Origin of the sequence: Micromonospora sp. NPDC050417 (assembly GCF_044458865.1) — a bacterium.
Taxonomy (GTDB): domain Bacteria; phylum Actinomycetota; class Actinomycetes; order Mycobacteriales; family Micromonosporaceae; genus Micromonospora_G.
The window spans coordinates 36,531-55,499 of record NZ_JBITIH010000033.1 but is presented as its reverse complement, the minus strand read 5'-3'; the positions used below and the strand labels follow the sequence as shown (position 1 = coordinate 55,499).

Here is an 18,969-nt window from a genome sequence, read left to right as displayed (position 1 = left end):
GGCGAGGGCGATGGAGAGGGCGTGGACGTGTCGGCCGAGTCCGCCGACGAGGACGGGTGGGTATTCCCAGGAGAGCATCAGAATCCGCTGCCGGCGGGCGGTCCGGATGTCTATTACCTCGGCCTTAGGCGACATGGTCCGGCCCTCCAAGTCTGTGTGGGGCATGCACGGGTAGGCACCTGGGCGGGTGCCGTGACACGTCCTTTGGGTTGTGGCCAATCCTGCCGGTACCGAGATAACCAGCGAAGACGTGGCCGTTGCGGTCATGTAACGGGCAACGGTCAGCTTTGTCCAGACCGCGAATGAGGTTTTGTCAGACGGATCGAAATATGTGCATCGAGTACGTGGAAGATGCGCGTCGATCGGGTTGCGCGGATGTGTCGGCGGTGTGGCTGTGGAACCTGCGCGGTCGGGAATTCAGCTCCGGCGGACGCGCAGCACCTCGCCCACGGACCACGCTTGGAATGGGCACCCGGTGGCCGTGTGTGGTGGTAGGCCGTCTGCCGTCTCGCTAACCGAGCCTAAGCCAAATTCGGGCAAATGAGAATCTATGCCGATCAACATTTCGTCAGTCGACATTCCCGCCCGCCGACAGGCGTCCAGCCAGGGTCCGATCATCCACGGCCAGACGGTGCCCTGGTGGTACGCGCCGTCCCGCTCGGCCGGGCCACCCCGGTGCCGGCCGAGGAAACCGGGGCTGTCCTGGGCCAGGCTGCGCGGGCCGAGCGGGGTGAGCAGCGCCGCGCCGAGCAGCCGCAGCACCGCCGGGTCCGGCGTCAGCGGCGCGTACGGCAGCGACCAGGCGAGCAGTTGGTTGGGGCGGAGCAGGTCGTCGTCGTGCAGGGTCGCGCCGCCCAGCGGGTAGGTCGGTGCCGGTGCGTCGACCACGTCGTAGAGCCAACCCACCGGGCTCGGGAACCGGTGCCGGAACGACGCCAGCGCCTGCTGGTGGGCCCGGGGCGCGGCACCGGCGTCCTGTTCGAGCAGGTCCGCGACGGCCCCGACAGCGGCGAGCGCGTTGATCCAGAGCGCGTTGACCTCCACCGGCTTGCCCGCCCGGGGCGTCACCGGGATGCCGTACACCCGGGCGTCCATCCAGGTCAGTGCCTCACCGCTGGCGCCCTGGGTGAGCAACCCGTCGTCCGGGTCGACGTGGATGCCGTACCGGGTGCCGGCGAGGTGGCCGTCGACCACCGTGCGCAGCGCCGGCAGCAGCTCGTCGGCGAGGTCGGTGTCCGAGGTCAGCTCGACGTGCCGGGCCACCGCGTGCAGGAACCAGAGGGTGGCGTCGGCCGTGTTGTACTCCACCCGGCCGGTGTCGGCGGTGTTCGCCAACATGCCCTCGGAGAGCGTCGCCGCGTACGCGCGCAGCAGCTCGCGCCCCTCGTCGGCCCGCCCGGTGTGCAGGAACAGTCCCTCGTAGGCGGTCATCGTGTCCCGCGACCAGGCGCCGAACCACGGGTAGCCGGCCACCACGTCCGGCCCGGTGCCGGTCCGCACCACGAACGCGTCGGCGGCCAGGGCGAGGGTCGCCTCCACCGGGCCGGCAGGTTTCGCCGCCGCCGCCACCCGCCGGTTGCGGCGCCGGGCCTCGGCGACGATCTCGGTCGCCACCGGCGGCTCCTCGGCCAGGTCCTGCGCCCAGGCGAGTACGGAGACCGTGTCGCCGGGGCCCGTCAGCTCGCCGGTGAAGGTGCCCGCGTGCCAGAGATCCTCCTCGGCGAGCAGTCCCCGGGCCGCCTCCTCACGGTGGTGCACCCCGTGCCACCACTGGCCGACCGGTTTCCAGTCCGGTCCGGAGAGCCGGTACGCCCCCTCGACGACCGCCCCGCCGGCGACCGGCTCGACCCGGGGCGCCGGCCCGTCCGCGCGCCGCTCGGCGTGCGCGTCCCGCCAGGTGCAGGCCGCGGCGAGGGTGAGCCGTACCGGGCCGCCGGAGATCAGCCGGTGGACCACGGCGACGCAGGGCCGCCCGTACGTCATCGCCAGCTCGCGTTCGATCACCAGGTCACCGACCCGCCAGCGCCAGCGGGGAAGCCCGTCGACCAGTTCGAAGCGTTCGAGCCGTTCGAAACCGCGCGGGTCGACGTCGCCGGAACGCCACTCGTGGGTGGCGAGCCGGACCTGCGCGCCGGAGGGGAAGATGATCGCCGGGTCCAGGCTGACCAGGCCGAGTCGGCGGGTGGCCGGGGTCTCCCCGGCAACCACCAGCAACCCGTGGTAGCGCCGGGTACGCAGTCCGCTGACCGTGCCCATCGCGTATCCGCCCCGGCCGTCCGGGACCAACCACTCCCGGCTGGCACCCGCGCTCAACTGTCCGCAGACCTGTGGACCGAAGCCGATCTCGATCAACGTTCCTCCCGAGAGTCGCCCCACGAGGGTGTCTGTAACACGCCCCAGGAACAATGGCGAGTGTGGTCAAGTTCGTACGAGGGATCTTCCGACGGAAGATCGAGGAAGCGGAGGTGATCAGCGACGTGCCGGCCGCCGCAGACCCGGGAGACAACGCGGAGCGGATCCGGTTGGCTCAGGCCGACTCGGGCGAGCAGGCCTGGCGACAATGGGGTCCCTATCTGTCGGAGCGGGCCTGGGGAACGGTTCGCGAAGACTACAGCGAACACGGTACGGCCTGGGACTACTTCCCGCATGATCATGCGCGCTCCCGTGCCTACCGGTGGAACGAGGACGGTATGGCCGGCGTCTGCGACGACCGGCAGACGTTCTGCTTCGCCCTCGCACTGTGGAACGGCGCCGATCCTATCCTCAAAGAGCGCATGTTCGGGCTCGGCAGCGACGGTGGCAACCACGGTGAGGACGCCAAGGAGTACTGGTGGTACCAGGACTCGACGCCGACCCACTCGTACATGCGCTGGCGTTACCACTACCCGCAGACCCGCTACCCGTACGACGACCTGGTCTCGGTCAACGGTCTGCGGGGCCGGGACGAGACCGAGTACGAACTGGTCGATACCGGAATTTTCGATGACAACCGCTACTGGGCGGTGACGGTCGACTACGCCAAGGCGTCACCGACCGACATGTGCGTGCTGATCACGGTCGCCAACCGGGGTGACGAGGAAGCCCGGCTGCACGTCCTGCCCACCCTCTGGTTCCGCAACACCTGGGCCTGGGGTCTGCCCGGTCGCGACGCCGTCCCGACGATCACCGGCGCCCACGCCCGGCTCGTCGGCGAGCACGGCATCCTCGGCCAACTCGTCCTCGCCGGCGACGGCGAACCCACCCCGCTGCTCTGCGACAACGAGACGAACGCCGAACGACTCTGGGACCTGCCCGGCCGCAGCCCCTACCCCAAGGACGGGATCAACGACCACGTGGTCTCCGGCGCGGCGACGGTCAACCCGGCCCGCGAGGGAACCAAGGGGGCGCTGCACTACGTACTCGACGTGCCAGCCGGCGGGCAGGCGGAGATCCGGCTGCGGCTGACCCTGACCGCCCCGCCGCCGAGCACCACCCCGGCCCCGGCACTCGACCTCGGCGCCGACTTCGAGACCACCCTCGCCGCCCGCCGGGCCGAAGCCGACGCCTTCTTCGCCCGGATCATCCCGGACACCGTCCCGGCACCCGAGGCGCAGGTCGCCCGGCAGGCCATCGCCGGACTGATGTGGGGCAAGCAGTTCTACCACTTCGACGTGCAGCAGTGGCTCGACGGCGACCCCGGCTCGGCGCCCCCGCCACCCGGCCGCCGGCACGGGCGCAACAGTGCCTGGTGGCACATGAACAGCTTCGACGTCATCTCCATGCCCGACCCCTGGGAATACCCCTGGTACGCGGCCTGGGACCTGGCCTTTCACTGCGTCACCATCGCCCGGGTCGACCCGGGCTTCGCCAAGGCCCAACTGGTCCTGCTGCTGCGCGAGTGGTACCTGCACCCCAACGGGCAGATCCCGGCGTACGAGTGGGCGTTCGCCGACGTCAACCCGCCGGTGCACGCCTGGGCGGCGCTGCGGGTGTTCGAGATCGACGGCGGGCGCGACTTCGACTTCCTCGCCCGGGTCATGCACAAGCTGCTGCTCAACTTCACCTGGTGGGTGAACCGCAAGGACGTCAACGGCAACAACGTGTTCGAGGGCGGCTTCCTCGGGCTGGACAACGTCGGACCGTTCGACCGCTCGGCCGCGCTGCCGGTCGCCGGGGTGCTGGAGCAGTCCGACGGCACCGGCTGGATGGCCATGTACGCGCTCAACCTGCTCGACATGGCGCTCGCCCTGGCCCAGCACGACCCCACGTACGCGGACATCGCCACCAAGTTCTTCGAGCACTTCGCGTACATCGCCGCGGCGGCGTACAAGCAGGGGCTCTGGGACGACGACGACTCCTTCTTCTACGACCAGCTCCGCCTCCCCGACGGCAGCAAGGTCCCGCTGAAGGTCCGCTCGGTGGTCGGCCTGCTGCCGTTGGCCGCCACCACCCGGCTCAGCGCGAAGACCCTGCACCGGCTGCCGGAACTCGCCGCCCGGCTGCGCTGGTTCCTCACCCACAAACCGGAGTACGCCGACGTGCTCGGCGCCCGCCGGTTGGCCCCGGACGGGCGCCAGCAGCGACTGCTCTCCATGGTCGGCCCCGACCAGGTGGTACGCCTGCTCGCCCGGATGCTCGACGAGGACGAGTTCCTCTCCCCGTACGGGCTCCGGACGCTCTCCCGGCAGCACCTGGAAAAGCCGTTCACGGTCTCGCTCGGAGGGCAGGACTTCACCGTCGGGTACGAGCCGGCGGAGTCGACCAGCGGCCTGTTCGGCGGCAACTCCAACTGGCGCGGCCCGATCTGGATGCCGACCAACTTCCTGTTGATCCACGCACTGCGCGACTACGCCGCCTTCTTCGGCGACGACCTGTTGATCGAGTATCCGACCAGGTCCGGGGTGAAACGTACGCTGAGCGAGATCGCCGACGACCTCTCGCACCGGTTGATCTCGCTCTTCGTACCGGACGGCTGGGGTCGGCGCCCGATCTACGGCGCCTGCGACCTGTTCCAACGCCACCCGGACTGGAAGGACCTGATCGCCTTCCCGGAGTACTTCCACGGCGACAACGGCGCCGGTCTGGGCGCCTGGCACCAGACCGGATGGACCGCCCTGGTAGCCGACCTCATCCTCACCGCCCGCCGGTAAGGAAGGGCCCCTTGTTATCGCTTTTTGTAGAGGAAGGGGCCCTTCCTAACCGCGTGTGGGGGTAGGTTCTCGGCAGGGCACCCCCGCGTACGTCAGCCCGTGGACACCACCCCTCACACCTGCGGTGAAGGGTCGTATCCATGGTCGTTGGACATCCCGCCGACGTCGACGTGACGCTTCGAGTGAACGGGCAGACGCGGCGGTTGCGGGTGGAGAGCCGCGTCACCCTGCTCGACGCGTTACGCGACCACCTCGGCCTCACCGGCACGAAGAAGGGCTGCGACCAGGGCGCCTGCGGCGCCTGCACGGTCCTGCTCGACGGCAGATCGGTGGTGTCGTGCCTGGTGCTGGCGGCACAGTGCGACGGCCGGGAGGTGATCACCGTCGAAGGGCTGGCACCCGACGGCGGGCTGCACCCGGTGCAGGAGGCGTTCGTCCGGCACGACGGGTTCCAGTGCGGGTACTGCACCCCGGGGCAGATCATGTCGGCGGTCGCGCTGCTCGCCGACGGGGGCACCCGCTCCGACGACGAGATCCGCGAGCTCATGAGCGGCAACCTCTGCCGCTGCGGCGCGTACCCGAACATCGTCGCCGCGATCCGCGAGCTGGCCGGCGCCGCCGCTACGCCCGCCGGAGCCGGCACCGGGCCGCGAGCGGACGGTGAGGCACGATGACCGCCTTCGAGTACGTCCGTCCCGACGACGTCACCGGTGCGGTGGCGATGGTCAGCGCCGACCCGGCCGCCGCCTATCTCGCCGGCGGCACGACCCAGCTCGACCTGCTGCTCAAGGACGGTGTGGTCACGTCGGACCGGCTGGTCGACATCGGCCGGCTCCCGCTGCGCGGAATCACCGAGGGCGTCGGCAAGCTCAACGTGGGAGCGCTCACCACCATGGAGGAACTCTCCGCCGACCCGGTCGTACGGCGGCGGCTGCCGTTCGTCCACGACGCGCTGCTCGCCGGTGCCTCGCCCCAGCTTCGCAACATGGCGACGATCGGCGGCAACCTGCTGCAACGTACCCGGTGCCGGTACTTCCGGGACGCGGCGGTGCCGGCCTGCAACAAACGCGCGCCGGGCTCCGGCTGCGCGGCGGTCGCCGGCCGGGCGCGGATGCACGCGATCCTCGGCGCCAGCGAGAAGTGCATCGCCGTGCACGCCTCGGACCTCTGTGTACCGTTCGCGGCGCTCGACGTCGAGGTGCACATTCGGGGCACCGGCGGCCGGCGCAGCGTTCCGCTGACCGAGTTCTACCTGCTGCCCGGCGACCGGCCGGAGATCGAGACGGTGCTCGCACACGGTGAGTTGATCACCCATGTGGAGGTGCCGCTGCCGCCGTCCGGGACCCGCTCGGGCTACCTGAAGGTGCGCGACCGGGCGTCGTACGAGTTCGCGCTCACCTCCGCCGCCGCGGCCCTGGTGATCGAGGACGGCACGATCGTGTGGGCGAGGCTCGCTCTCGGCGGTGTCGGCACGGTGCCGTGGCGGGCCCGCGAGGCCGAGGCGGTCCTCACCGGCGCGGCGCCGACCGTCGAGACGTACCGGGCGGCGGCGGAGGCGACGATCCGCGACCCGTTCACCGTGCCCGGCACCGCGTTCAAGGTGGAGCTGGTCAAACGTACGATCGTCCGGGTCCTCCGCGACGTCGCCGAGGCCCGACCGTGACCGCCGTGATCGGCCGGGACATCCTCGGCGATCCGGTCGACCGGGTCGACGGGCCGGTCAAGGTGACCGGTGCCGCCCCGTACCCGTCGGACGTCACCTACCCGGGCCTGGTCCACGCGGCGCTGGTGCAGTCCACCATCGGCGCCGGGACGATCAGCCGGATCGACACCGTGGCCGCCGGTGCGGCGCGGGGGGTCCTGACCGTGCTCACGTACGAGAACGTGCCGGCGCTCGCCGAAGCGCCGAAGGTGTTGCTCAGCCCGGCGCCCCGGTTCCCGTTGAAGGACAACCGGATCGTGCACTACGGCCAGCACGTCGCGATCGTGGTGGCGGAGACCGTTGAGCAGGCGGTGGCGGCGGCCCGGCTCGTGCGGGTCGACTACGCGACGACGGAGGCCCTGCTCGACATCGACGACCCCCGGGCCCCGGTCGACCGGAACCCGTGGGGGATGGAGAACAGCCGAGGTGACGTCACCGCCGCCCTCGCCTCGGCCGAGGTGACCTACGACGAGACGTTCACCATCTCGGCGGAGACCAACAACCCGATGGGGCTTTTCGCCACCGTGGCCCGATGGGAGGATGACCGACTGGTCGTCCACGAGTCGACCCAGTGGCCGATGATGGCCCGGCAGGTCCTGGCGACCATGTTCGGCCTCCCCGAGCAGAACGTACGCGTGCTCGTGCCCTTCATCGGCGGCGGATTCGGTGCCGGCCTCCGCCTGCCGCCGCACGCGGTGCTGACCGCACTCGCGGCGCGGACCGTCCAGCGCCCGGTGAAGCTGGTCCTCACCCGACCACAGATGTTCACCTCCATCGGACACCGGCCGGCCACGGTGCAACGCGTGCGGCTCGGCGCCACCCGGGACGGTCAGCTCGTGGCGATCGACCACGAGGGCACCTCGACCGGCGGGATCGAGGAGGGCGGCGTCGAACCCACCACCATGGTCACGCCCGAGATGTACGCCTGCCCCAACGTCGCCACCCACGACCGCCAGGTACGGCTGAACATCCCGAACCCGGGCGCCATGCGGGCGCCCGGGACAGTCGAGGGCAACTTCGCGGTCGAGTCGGCGCTCGACGAGCTGGCGTACCTGCTGCACTGTGATCCGATCCAGCTCCGGTTGCGCAACTACGCCGAGGTCTCGCCGGTGTCCGGCCTGCCGTGGTCCAGCAAGGCGCTGCGGGAGTGCTACCGGGTCGGGGCGCAGCGGTTCGGCTGGCAGCGGCGCAACCCCGAGGTCCGGTCGATGCGCGACGGTGACTGGCTGGTCGGCTACGGCATGGCCGGGGTCACCTTCCACTGGTACCAGGCGCCCTGTCAGGCCAGGATCTCGATCCGCCGGGACGGCACCGCGTACGCCCGCAGTGCGGCGACCGACCTCGGTACCGGCACGTACACGGTCGCCACGCAGCTCACCGCAGAGTTGCTCGGTCTCGACCTCGGCCGGGTCCGGTTCGACCTCGGCGACAGCGACCTGCCGCCGGCACCCCAGTCCGGCGGTTCGGGACTGGCGATGTCGTTGGGCGCCGCGCTGCACGCCGCCGCCGGCAACCTGCTGCGGGCCTTTCTGGGCGTGATCGCCACCGACGAGCGGTCACCGCTGCGGGGCAGGGGAGTGGACGACGTCACCATGTCGACCGGGCGGATCCACCTGGTCGACGACCCGTCGGTCGGGGAGACGTACACCGACATCCTGACCCGTCACGACCTGGCCGAGCTGACCGCGGACGGCGCGGTGGACCCGACGCCCGAGGGCGCGGACGTGGAGCCGGTGGGCGCGTTCGCCGCGCGATTCGTCGAGGTCCGGGTCGACGAGGAGATCGGCCGGCTGCGGGTCGCCCGGATGGTCACGGCCGTCGACGGTGGCCGCATCCTGAACGAGAAGACCGCGCGGAGCCAGATCACCGGTGCCACGGTGATGGGGATCGGAATGTCGCTGCTGGAACAGACCGAGTTCGACCCCGGCACCGGCCGGATCGCCAACGCGACACTCGGCGACTACCTGGTGCCGGTCAGCGCGGACGTGCCCGATCTCGACGTCGTCTTCGTCGGCGAGCGGGACCGGTTCAGCCCGGTCGGGATCAAGGGGCTCGGTGAGGTCGGGATCGTCGGGGTGGCGGCGGCGATCGCCAACGCGGTCCACCACGCCACCGGCCGTCGCATCCGCTCCCTGCCGATCACCGTCGAAGACCTGCTGTAGACAGCCGCGCCGGTCAGCCCCGCGCCGGTCAGCCCCGCGCCGGTCAGCCCCGCGTGGAGCTGACCCGGCAACGCGCCGGCCCAGGTGCTGACACGCGCCGGCCCCGGTGCTGACCGGAGCCGGCGCGTCCGTGCGGTCAGGCGTACGCGATGAGCATGGCCGGGCGTTCGACACAGTCGGCGACGTGCCGCAGGAAGCCCCCGGCGACGCCACCGTCGCAGACCCGGTGATCGAAGGTGAGACTGAGCTGGGTCACCTTGCGGACCGCGAGCGCACCGTCGACCACCCACGGTTTGTCGACGATGCGACCGATACCGAGCAGCGCCGCCTCCGGGTGGTTGATGATCGGGGTCGATCCGTCGACACCGAACACGCCGTAGTTGTTCAGCGTGAAGGTGCCACCGGTCAGCCGGGCCGGCGGCAGCGTACCGGCGCGGGCCGCCGCCGTCGTCGCGGCGAGTTCGGTGGCGAGTTCGCTGGTGGTGAGCTGCTGGGCGTCGCGCAGCACCGGGACGACCAGGCCCCGGTCGGTCTGCGCCGCGATGCCCAGGTGCACCCCGGCGGACTGGATGACCCGTTGGCCCTCGGTGTCGACCCGGGCGTTGAGTTGCGGGTAGTGACGCAGCCCGCTGAGGCAGATCCGGGCCAGCAGCGCGAGGATGCTCACCGGCTGTTCCGGGCGGGCCGCGTTGATCGCCGCCCGCGTGTCGAGCAGCGCGGTGGCATCCACGTCCACCCAGATGGTGACCTCGGGGATCTCCCGTCGGCTGCGGGAGAGCTTGTCCGCGATCACCTTGCGCACCCCGGTCAACGGGATGATCACATCCGTGGTGGCCGGTTCGGCCGACGTGGCTGTCTCGTCCGGCGGCGCAACGGTCGCCGCTCGTGCCGCCAGTGCGGCGGTCTCGACGTCGGCCCGGCGGATCACGCCACCGGGTCCACTGCCGCCCAGTCCGGCCAGGTCCACGCCGTGTTCCCGGGCAAGCCGCCGGACGATCGGCGACAGGACCAGCGGCGCCCCGCCAGCCGGCCGCGCCATCACGGTGACCGGGCCAGGCGCCGGGGTCGGGGTCGGGGCGGGTGCGGGGGGCACGGCCTGCGGCCCGGGTGTCGGGCGCACCTGCTCTCCGGCCACCGCCCGGGGACGTCGGCGGCGCCGACCTCCGCCGCCGTGGCCGGTGCCGTACCCGATCAGCACGTTGCCCGAGCCGGCCCGCTCCTCCTCCCGGTAGGTGGCGTGCGCGACGGGCTCGGCCGGGGTGTCCGATCCGGCGTCCAGGGGCGCCACGGTGATCAGTGGCTGACCCACCGGGCGCACCTCACCCTCCGCGCCGTGCAGGGCGACGACCCGGCCCGCGTACGGGCAGGGCACGTCGACGACCGCCTTGGCGGTCTCCACCTCGACGACGCTCTGGTCCACGGTCACCAGGTCACCGACCGCGACCCGCCACTGCACGATCTCCGCCTCGGTGAGACCTTCCCCCAGGTCGGGCAGGAGGAACACCCGCTGGGTGCCGACGGTGCTCATGCCGCGCTGCCTTCGAGCGTCGGCAACCAGCGCCGGTCTGGCTGGTCGTCCCACTGGAGCCGGGCGACCGCGTCGAGCACCCGGTCGACGTTCGGCAGGTGGGTGTGTTCGAGCATCGGTGCCGGGTACGGGATGTCCAGCCCGGTGACCCGCAACACCGGCGCGTGCAGCGAGTGGAAGCAGCGTTCCTGCACCCGGGCGGCGATCTCGGCGCCGACGCCGGCGAAGCCCTGCGCCTCCTGGATCACCACGCACCGGCCGGTACGGCGAACCGAGGCCGTGATCGTCTCGTCGTCGAACGGCACGATCGTGCGGCAGTCGACGACCTCAAGATCCCAGCCCTCCGCGACGGCGGCCTCGGCGGCCTCCAGGGCGACCGGCACCGAGGGTCCGTACGCGACGAGGGTGGCGTCGCGTCCGGGGCGACGGACCACGGCGCGACCGAACGGCTCGGCGGCCACCGGCAGGGCGGCCTCGTCACTGGCGAAGTAGAGCTTCTTCGGTTCCATGAAGACGACCGGGTCCGGATCGGCGATCGCCTCGCGCAGCAGTGAGTACGCGTCCGCGACCGTGGCCGGGGTGACGACCTTCAGGCCCGGGGTGTGGGCGTAGTACGCCTCGCTGGAGTCACAGTGGTGCTCGACCCCTCCGATGCCTCCGGCGTACGGCACCCGGATCACGATCGGCACGCTCAGCGCGCCCCGGGTCCGGTTGCGCAGTTTCGCGACGTGCGAGGCGATCTGCTCGAACGCCGGGTAGGCGAACGCGTCGAACTGCATCTCGACCACCGGCCGCAGCCCGGACATCGCCATCCCGACCGCGAAACCGACGATGCCGGCCTCGGCCAGCGGTGTGTCGAAACAGCGTTGGTCGCCGAACCGGGCCAGCAGCCCGTCGGTGATCCGGAAGACCCCGCCGAGTTGGCCGACGTCCTCACCGAAGACCACCACCCGCTCGTCGGCGGCCATCGCGTCGGCCAGCGCCCTGTTCAGCGCCTTGGCCATCGTGGTGCCGGCCATCAACGTGCTCCCTGCTCGTCGTCGGTGCCCTGCTCGTCCTCGGCGGCGAGTTCGGCGCGGATCTGCTCGCGTTGTTCCCGCAGTTGCGGCGTGGGCTCGGCGAAGACGTGGTCGAAGAGGCTGAGCGGGTCAACGGTCGGTTGGGTGTTCATCCGCGCCCGCAGGTCGGCCGCGTACGCCTCCGCCTCGGCCGCCAACGCCGCCTCGGCCGCGTCGTCCCACGCACCGGCATGCCGCAGGTACGCCGCCAGCCGGTTGACCGGGTCACGGTCCCGCCAGGCGTCGACCTCGGCGCCGTCGCGGTAGCGGGTGGCGTCGTCGGCGTTGGTGTGCGGCTCCATCCGGTACGTGTGCGCCTCGACGAGGAACGGCCCGTTGCCGGCCCGCGCGTGGGCGACGGCCCGGTTCAGCACCGCCAGCACCGCCACCGGGTCGTTGCCGTCGACCTGCTCGCTCGGCACGCCGTAGCCGACGCCCTTGTAGGCCAGCGACGGCGCGGCGGTCTGCCGGGAGAGCGGCACGCTGATCGCGTACCGGTTGTTCTGCACGAAGAAGACCACCGGCGCCTTGAACACGGCGGCGAAGTTGACTCCCTCGTGGAAGTCGCCCTCGCTGGTCGCGCCGTCGCCGATGAACGCCAGCGCCACCGTGTCCCGGCCCTGGTACGCCTCGCCGTAGGCGAGCCCGGCGGCGTGCACGGTCTGGGTGGCCAGCGGGGTGCACTGCGGGGCGGTGTGGCGCGCGGCGGGGTCGTACCCGCAGTGCCAGTCTCCGCGCAGCAGGGTCAGCACCTCGACCGGGTCGATGCCCCGGGAGACCAGCGCCATCGACTCGCGGTAGGTCGGGAAGACCCAGTCGGTCGGGCGGACCGCGAGCATCGCGCCGACCTGGCACGCCTCCTGGCCGCGCGCGGACGGGTAGACCGCCAACCGGCCCTGCTTGGTCAGGGCGGTGGCCTGGGTATCGAACCGCCGGCCGATGACCATGCGTCGATACAGCTCGCGCAGCGTGTCGATCGGTGGTTCGGCGTAGTCGGCCCGGTCGGGCAGCCGGTTGCCGTGCTCGTCGAGCATCCGGACCGGGTCGGCGTTGGGCAGCAGGGCGCGGGCCGGGTCGGGCGGGGTGGCCGCCCGACGGGTACGCGGGGATGCCCTGCGGACCGCCTGGGGTGTGGTCGTCACGGCGGGGACCTCCTGGACGTGTGGTGGGCCTATGCTCACGCCCTCGGATGTTTGACTCAAGATCCCCAGAAAACGCGGGACGAATGGCAGAGGGGATGCGTGCAAATGGATCAGGACGACCAGTCACCCGGCCCGTTCCTGGCGGAAACGGGACGATCGGCCCGACCCCTCGACGAGGTCGACCGGCGGATCCTCGACGAGCTGGTACGGGACGGCCGGACGTCCATCCGTACCCTCGCCGAACGGATCCACATCTCCAGAACCAACGCGTACGCGCGGGTGGAGCGGCTGCTCCAGGACGGTGTGATCACCGGGTTCCGGGCCCAGGTGGTGCCGGAGCGGGCCGGGTTGGGCACGTCGGCGTACATCGCGCTCAAGATCGAGCAGAACACCTGGCGTGAGGTGTCGGCGGAGCTGGGGCGGGTGCGTTACATCGAACACGCCGCCCTGCTCGGCGGGGATCACGACGTGCTGGCGCTGGTCCGCGCTCCGGACAACGCCGCGTTGCGGGACGTGGTACTCAACCGGGTGCAGGGCATAGCCGGCGTGCTCTCCACCCGGACCTGGCTCGTCTTCGAGGAGTTCGACGGGGCGCCCGCCTGGACCTGAGCGCTAGTCCGTCAGCGGGTACGGGCGTTCCTCCGGCAGCAGGGCCGTGGCGCCGCGTTCGTCACCGGCGCGCAGCAACTCCCGGATCCGGCGTACGGTCGGGGTCACGTCGGTGATCGTCACGGTCCACTCGTCGACGTACCGGTGGACGGCTTCGCCCGACAGGCCGACCTGCAACGAGCGGTACGGCAGCGCCCCGAGTCGCAGTGACCGTTCCGGATCCCACTGCACCCGTACCGGACTGGTCTTCAACTGTCGGGCCCAGGCGGCGCGGTCGGTGTGCTGGTCGCGGTCGAAGTGGCTGAGGCAGGCGTGTGCGAGCGCCCATGCGAAACCATCGCGGGTGATCTCGACCGCCAGCACCCGTTCCTGGCCCGGTTTCTCCGCCCAGCCGCAGCGGTACATCATCCAGAGGAACGACGGCTTGATCCAGGTCATCCGCTCCCGTTTGAACGGCGCGACGAACCGTCCCGCCGCCAGCGCCGGTTCCGCGATCGCTGGCGAAAACGCCTGGTACACGGTGATCGTGTCGGTGGTGTGGAGTGCGCGGATCTGGCGGGCGGGGACGGTCACCACGGCATGATCGCCGACGCCACGCGACGCCGCACCCGGGTTTTGCCCGGTGGCCGCCGTCTCTCAGGTGAGGATGGTGAGGGCGGCGGCGACGTAGAGGCAGCCCCCGATGGCGACCACCACACCGGCGGCGGCCGGCACCCAACCGATCAGCTTCGCGACCGGCGACCAGCGGCGGGCCCGGCCGGCGAGCAGCGCGTACCCCCGGATGGTGAGCACGCCGACCCCGGTCAGGGTGACCGCCATGCCGACGCCGAACACGATCACCAGGATCACGGCGTCCAACGCCCGTCCGGTGAGCAGGCCGCTGACCAGCACGAGGAACGCCGACGGTGACGGCAGCAGGCCACCGGAGAGGCCGAGTGCGAGCAGCCCTCGGCGCGACCACGGGTTGGTCAGCTCGGGTGCGTCGTCGTGGTGATGGTGGTGGGCCGGCTCCGCCCGCGTGACGGGGTCGGCGGTGAGCGTGGCGGTCGCGGTACCCGACCCGGCGTGGTCGTGGTGCGCGTGCCCGACGGTGACCTGGTCCGACTCGTGGTCGTGCGAGTGATCGGCGTCCGGCCCGTGGTCGTGCGAGTGATCGGCGTCCGGCCCGTGGTCGTGCGAGTGATCGGCGTCCGGTCCGTGGTCGTGCGAGTGGTCAGGGCCGTGTGAATGACCGTGCGAATGACCATGGGAGTGCGAATGGCCGTGGCCGTGGCCGCGCAGGTGACGGTAGGTGAGGTGGGCGCCGACACCGATCACCACGAGTCCGGCGAACACCTGGAGCCAGGCGGTGACCGACTTGGTGCTGAAACTCGCGGCGCCGGTCAGACCGACCCAGACCAGGGCGAGCACGAGTACGGAGAAGGTGTGCATCAGGGCGACGATCGCGCCGAGGCGCACCGCGTCCCGGTAGCGACCCCTCGTGCCGACCAGGTACGCGGCCGTGACGCTCTTGCCGTGCCCCGGGGCTACCGCGTGGGCGGCGCCGACACCGAGCGCCACCAACAGGGCGAGCCAGAACACCGCCCCGCTGTCGAAGAGCGCGATCAGGTGGTTGTCCAGCGCGTTGATCCCGGTCATGCCGTCCTCCTCGTCCGTCGCCGACGGCTGACCAGCACACCGGCGAGGATTGCCACTGCCGCGACGCCCGTACCGGCGGCGACCGTGCCGACCGCGGACGGGCTGCCGCCGCCCTTACCGGCGTTCAGCCGGACCTGGTGGGTGCCCTCGGTCGCGGTGAAGAGCGCCTCCGAAGGCGTCATCTGGATGTCCGCGGTGAGCGCCGTGCGGTACGCCTCGTTCAGGTCGGTGAGCGCGCTGACCGTGACCTCGACGTCGGAGACCGGTTCGGGGCACTCGAAGCTGACCCGGGCGCCCTTCTTGAGCAGTTGTTCGAGCGTGTCGAGGCGGCTCGCGCAGCGCTTCCCGGCCTGGCTGACCGTGATCCGCTCCAGCAGGTAGTCCCGCACGGCGGGGGAGCGCTGGAGCTTCTGTTCCCCGGTGAGCCCGGTCTCCACCTTGCCCGTGGCCGGGTTCTCGAACGCGCCGAGCGACTGGCCGAGGGCCACCCAGTCGTCCTCGGCGGCGTGCCAGGCGATGCTGACGTGCGAACCGTCGCCGTCGAGTTTGGCGGTGGCCGGTGGGCCGAACGGGTGGGCGGAGGCCGGGGTGGCCGGGAGGGTGACCGCGACCAGCGCGGCCAGGGCACCCAGCAGCGCACCCGCCGACGCGCGCGTACGGATGGTCACGATGTCTCCTGTCCGGGAACCGGACCGGGTGCGGAGCGGCCGTGGTGGCCGATCCGCACCCGGGACGGGACTGCTACTTGCTGATGGTGATCACCGGGGTGGTGATCTTCTGGGTCTCGCTGACCAGGTAGATGACCTGGGTGCTGCCCTTCTTGGTGCCTTCCGGCACGGCGAAGGTGTAGTTGAACTGACCCAGCTCGTCAGCCTTCTTGGACGCGATCAGGACGCCCTTGTTGCTGTCGGCCGCGGTGGTGCTGCGCAGGTACACGCTCACGGTCTCGTTCGGGTCGTAGTTGTACGCCTTGACGCCGACCTTCTCGCCCACCGCGACGGTGGTCTTGCTGGCCAGGGCCCGCTCACCGGTGGTGTTCTCCGGGGTGCGGAGCTCGTTGACGGTCCGGACACCCGCGTCGTTCTTGCGGATGAGGAAGCCGTCCTGGTGCTCACCGTTGGCCGTGCGGGCCTCGAAGCGGATCGAGTCCTTCTCGACGTCGATCATCTGGTAGAGCTGGATGTTCTCGTCCCGGTTGGTGATCTCCGCACCGTTGCCGGTCCAGTTCTCGCCACCGTTGAGCTCGTACATCTTGCCGCCGGAGACGGAGACGACGTAGGCGGTGCCGTTGTGCACGGTGGTCGACTTGCGGTTCGCCGCCACGTTGCCCCGGGCGTACGAGTGGTCGTGGCCCTGGAGGACCAGGTCCACGCCGTACTTCTCCAGCAGCGGGCCCCACTGGTCGCGGACCTGCGGGTTGTTGCGGGTGCCGGTGTTCGAGTAGACCGGGTGGTGGAAGGTGACCACGGTCCACTTGTTCGGGTTGTTCTTGAGGACACCCTCGAGCCACGCGGTCTGCACGGCCATGACCTCGGGGATGCTCTGCACGTTGCTGTTCAGCCCGATGAACCGCACACCCTGGTAGTCGGTGTAGTAAGCGGTCTTGTCCAGGGCCGACTCCATCCCGGCCGGCCACTGCGGGCCGTTCGCCGGGAACGGGAACTGCGGTGCCCAGAACGACGAGAGCGCGGAGCCGCTGTACTCGTGGTTACCCGGGATCGCGATGTTGTTGACCTGGCTGTTGATGAAGCCGTCAGCGTCGAACCACTGGCCCCACTGCTCTTCGCTGTTCGCGCTGTCGATGAGGTCACCGGCGTTGACGATCATCTTGGCCTCGGGCCGGTCGGCGAACGCCTGCCGGAACACGCGCGGCAGCGCCGAGTCGAGGTAGTTCTGCGCGTCACCGTAGTAGATGAACGAGAACGGCGAGAATCCCTCGGCGGCGGTGGTGAAGTCGGACCACTCGCCCCAGTTGGTGCCGTCGCCGACCCGGTAGGTGTACCGGGTGTTCGGCTTCAGGCCGGTGAACTCGACGGTGTGGTAGTTCGAGGCGTAGCCGAGCGAGGTGTTCACCGACGAGTTTGCGCTCGCCTTGACGGTGGAGACCGCGCCGGCGGCCGGCACGACCTCGCCGAGGGCCTTCGGCGCCTCAAGGATCTGGGCCTGCGCCCACTCGGCGGAAGCCTCGGCCCGCCAGGTCACCTTCTGCGAGGTGGCCGGGGTGGCGGTCGGGGTCAGGATGACCCGGTCGGGCATCGGGGAGGGCTTGTAGATCTCGGCCGCCGGGAACTTCGTCGGCGCGGCGTCACCGAACGCCGACGGGCCGAACGCGACGCCGCCAATGATCAGCGCGGCGGCACCCACGGCGGCGAGCTTCGCGCGCCGCGAGCCCGTGATCCACGGTCGCTTGTTGTCGTTCAAGGTAGGGGTCACCCCTCAAGAGAAGTGGACTGTCCGCCAGCGGGAGCGCGGCGAACCTCCGCATTGAGTCGGAGTACCCCGACAGCTAACCGACGTCAGGCTGACCACCAGGTGAACTGAAGATCACTTTGGTGATTCCAGAGTGGGGCGTCATTCGCCGGTTGCCGGCCGGACGGGTGTTGTCCGCTGGACGTTAACGAACGCCCGCCTACCATGCGGCGGGGTCCGCCCGGTGCCCCGTACCGCCGCCCAGAACAGGTCGCATCGATGACTCTCGCCCTGCCGAACCCCCTGCTGAGGAGTCGTCGCCGCTGGGCCGCGATTGCCGCCGTGGCGTTGATCGGGGTGTTCCCGAGGGCCGAGCCGCCGCAGCCGATCGCCGTCAAGGGGGACGACTTCATCAGCGCGGAGACCACCGGCATCCTCAACATCGAAGGCGGCGAGTGTTTCTCCGACCCGGCCTATTCCGCGCGGTCGAATGACGTGGTGGTGGTCTACAAGGCGTGCGAGGAGCGGGCCGACAACGAGTCGTACGGCTTCGTGCACGTCGAGGACGGGCCCTGGGACCGGCCGGCGGTGGCCGCGTACGGCTGGGCCGAGTGCGGTAAGGACTTCAACCGGCGTTGGGTCGGCCGGGAAGAGTCCGGGTTGGACTACTTCCCGATCCTGCCGACCGCCGAGACCTGGGCTGACGGGGACCGGGACATCATGTGCGTGGTCTACAACCCGGACGGGAAGATCACCCGGAACATGGTGCCGCTGGTGCACTGAGACGGTGCACCGAGGTCGGGCGCGTGGCCGGCGCGGTGACATGCCCGTCTTGTCGATGATGGACGTACGACGGCCCTTGCCCTGAGCTGCTAGATCCCGGTGCGGACCGGGCACCTGATCGCGGGGACCGGGGGCCGGCGCGGAAGGCGCCGGCCCCCGGTCGCGGTCCCGCCACGGGGAGGAGGGCAGGGGACCGGGTGGGGGACTGGAGGGGTCAGCCCACCGGTGCGGCGGAGAAGATCGGCCAGCTGTCGCGGAAGACCTGGCTGCCGGTGTCGGTGCTGGCCAGCGTGCCGGCGAAGAGGTTGCTCACCCGGTTGGCCTCGGCGGTGCTCGGGTACGGGTTGGTGCAACTGGTCCCGGCGCTGCCGCCGGACATCAGCAGCGCGCAGTTGCCGTTGTAGTTGTCCGGCAGGCCGAGAATGTGGCCGATCTCGTGCGTCATGATCCGCAGCGGGTTGTACTGCGCGGCCTGCTGGGTGTCGATGTAGACCCGGCCGTTGCCGAGGCTGGTGCGTACGGCGTACGAGCCGCCGCCGGTGATCTGGTAGATCCGCAGGTTCGAGCCGCAGTTGGAGAGGGTCAGGTTGACGGTGGCGTTGTTCCAGATCGTCGCGGCCTGATTGGCGATGCCGGCGAAACTGCCGGCCTGGCTGGTGTTGTAGCAGACCGTGGCGGCGATCGACGCGTCGGCCGAGGCTGCCGACGGGCTGGCGACCGTGGCACCGATCATGGTGCCCGCCGTCAGGAGTGCAACCAGGAGCCGGCTGACTCTTCGTGAGGTCATAGCTCACTCTCCAATACGTGCT

The 18,969-nt window shown here is 70.7% G+C and carries 16 protein-coding genes; 6 read left to right on the top strand and 10 right to left on the bottom strand.

What is annotated here, in order from left to right; all coding sequences use genetic code 11:
- Positions 1-135 (bottom strand): glycogen/starch synthase (locus ACIBF5_RS30170; RefSeq protein ID WP_396816330.1); only part of this gene is annotated, 135 nt, incomplete at its 3' end.
- A 282-nt stretch (positions 136-417) separates the two neighbouring features.
- On the bottom strand, positions 418-2,352 hold the full coding sequence (locus tag ACIBF5_RS30165; protein WP_396816329.1) for an amylo-alpha-1,6-glucosidase: 1,935 nt from the start codon (positions 2,350-2,352) through the stop codon (positions 418-420).
- A 53-nt stretch (positions 2,353-2,405) separates the two neighbouring features.
- Between ACIBF5_RS30165 and ACIBF5_RS30160 the strand changes: the two genes are divergently transcribed.
- The 4 genes from ACIBF5_RS30160 (at position 2,406) to ACIBF5_RS30145 (ending at position 8,993) form a co-directional block, all read left to right on the top strand.
- Complete coding sequence (locus ACIBF5_RS30160) at positions 2,406-5,129, top strand: MGH1-like glycoside hydrolase domain-containing protein (protein ID WP_396816325.1); 2,724 nt, start codon at positions 2,406-2,408, stop codon at positions 5,127-5,129.
- A gap of 140 nt (positions 5,130-5,269) precedes the next feature.
- Positions 5,270-5,803, top strand: coding sequence for a (2Fe-2S)-binding protein (locus tag ACIBF5_RS30155; RefSeq protein ID WP_396816324.1), 534 nt, complete (start codon positions 5,270-5,272; stop codon positions 5,801-5,803).
- Complete coding sequence (locus ACIBF5_RS30150; protein WP_396816323.1) at positions 5,800-6,792, top strand: FAD binding domain-containing protein; 993 nt, start codon at positions 5,800-5,802, stop codon at positions 6,790-6,792. Before ACIBF5_RS30155 ends, ACIBF5_RS30150 begins: the two co-directional genes overlap by 4 nt.
- Positions 6,789-8,993 (top strand): xanthine dehydrogenase family protein molybdopterin-binding subunit, encoded by a 2,205-nt coding sequence (locus ACIBF5_RS30145; protein ID WP_396816322.1) that lies wholly within the window; start codon positions 6,789-6,791, stop codon positions 8,991-8,993. The genes ACIBF5_RS30150 and ACIBF5_RS30145 overlap by 4 nt, the downstream gene beginning before the upstream one ends.
- 136 nt (positions 8,994-9,129) lie before the next feature.
- On the opposite strand, the gene ACIBF5_RS30140 is transcribed toward ACIBF5_RS30145, so the two are convergent.
- Genes ACIBF5_RS30140 through pdhA form a run of 3 tightly spaced genes read right to left on the bottom strand, consistent with a single transcriptional unit; the run spans position 9,130 to position 12,754 of the window.
- Positions 9,130-10,521 (bottom strand): dihydrolipoamide acetyltransferase family protein, encoded by a 1,392-nt coding sequence (locus ACIBF5_RS30140; protein WP_396816321.1) that lies wholly within the window; start codon positions 10,519-10,521, stop codon positions 9,130-9,132.
- The gene (locus ACIBF5_RS30135) at positions 10,518-11,540 is read right to left on the bottom strand and encodes an alpha-ketoacid dehydrogenase subunit beta (protein ID WP_396816320.1); all 1,023 of its coding nucleotides are present in this window, start codon (positions 11,538-11,540) and stop codon (positions 10,518-10,520) included. Before ACIBF5_RS30135 ends, ACIBF5_RS30140 begins: the two co-directional genes overlap by 4 nt.
- A complete protein-coding gene (gene pdhA / locus ACIBF5_RS30130; RefSeq protein ID WP_396816328.1) occupies positions 11,540-12,754 on the bottom strand; it encodes a pyruvate dehydrogenase (acetyl-transferring) E1 component subunit alpha in 1,215 nt (404 codons plus the stop codon). Before pdhA ends, ACIBF5_RS30135 begins: the two co-directional genes overlap by 1 nt.
- Positions 12,755-12,826: 72 nt before the next feature.
- Between pdhA and ACIBF5_RS30125 the strand changes: the two genes are divergently transcribed.
- A complete protein-coding gene (locus tag ACIBF5_RS30125) occupies positions 12,827-13,330 on the top strand; it encodes an Lrp/AsnC family transcriptional regulator (RefSeq protein WP_396816319.1) in 504 nt (167 codons plus the stop codon).
- A 3-nt stretch (positions 13,331-13,333) separates the two neighbouring features.
- Here the strand turns inward: ACIBF5_RS30125 and ACIBF5_RS30120 are convergent, their stop codons facing one another.
- From ACIBF5_RS30120 to ACIBF5_RS30105, 4 genes are all read right to left on the bottom strand, one after another.
- Complete coding sequence (locus ACIBF5_RS30120; RefSeq protein WP_396816318.1) at positions 13,334-13,903, bottom strand: DUF4291 domain-containing protein; 570 nt, start codon at positions 13,901-13,903, stop codon at positions 13,334-13,336.
- Positions 13,904-13,966: 63 nt separating this feature from the next.
- Complete coding sequence (locus ACIBF5_RS30115; protein ID WP_396816317.1) at positions 13,967-14,968, bottom strand: hypothetical protein; 1,002 nt, start codon at positions 14,966-14,968, stop codon at positions 13,967-13,969.
- Complete coding sequence (locus tag ACIBF5_RS30110) at positions 14,965-15,636, bottom strand: hypothetical protein (RefSeq protein WP_396816316.1); 672 nt, start codon at positions 15,634-15,636, stop codon at positions 14,965-14,967. The genes ACIBF5_RS30115 and ACIBF5_RS30110 overlap by 4 nt, the downstream gene beginning before the upstream one ends.
- A 73-nt stretch (positions 15,637-15,709) precedes the next feature.
- The gene (locus ACIBF5_RS30105; RefSeq protein WP_396816315.1) at positions 15,710-17,401 is read right to left on the bottom strand and encodes a fibronectin type III domain-containing protein; all 1,692 of its coding nucleotides are present in this window, start codon (positions 17,399-17,401) and stop codon (positions 15,710-15,712) included.
- Positions 17,402-17,656: 255 nt separating this feature from the next.
- Between ACIBF5_RS30105 and ACIBF5_RS30100 the strand changes: the two genes are divergently transcribed.
- Complete coding sequence (locus tag ACIBF5_RS30100) at positions 17,657-18,160, top strand: hypothetical protein (RefSeq protein ID WP_396816314.1); 504 nt, start codon at positions 17,657-17,659, stop codon at positions 18,158-18,160.
- Between the two features lie 214 nt (positions 18,161-18,374).
- Here the strand turns inward: ACIBF5_RS30100 and ACIBF5_RS30095 are convergent, their stop codons facing one another.
- Positions 18,375-18,947, bottom strand: coding sequence for a snapalysin family zinc-dependent metalloprotease (locus ACIBF5_RS30095; RefSeq protein ID WP_396816313.1), 573 nt, complete (start codon positions 18,945-18,947; stop codon positions 18,375-18,377).
- Positions 18,948-18,969 lie beyond the last annotated feature (22 nt).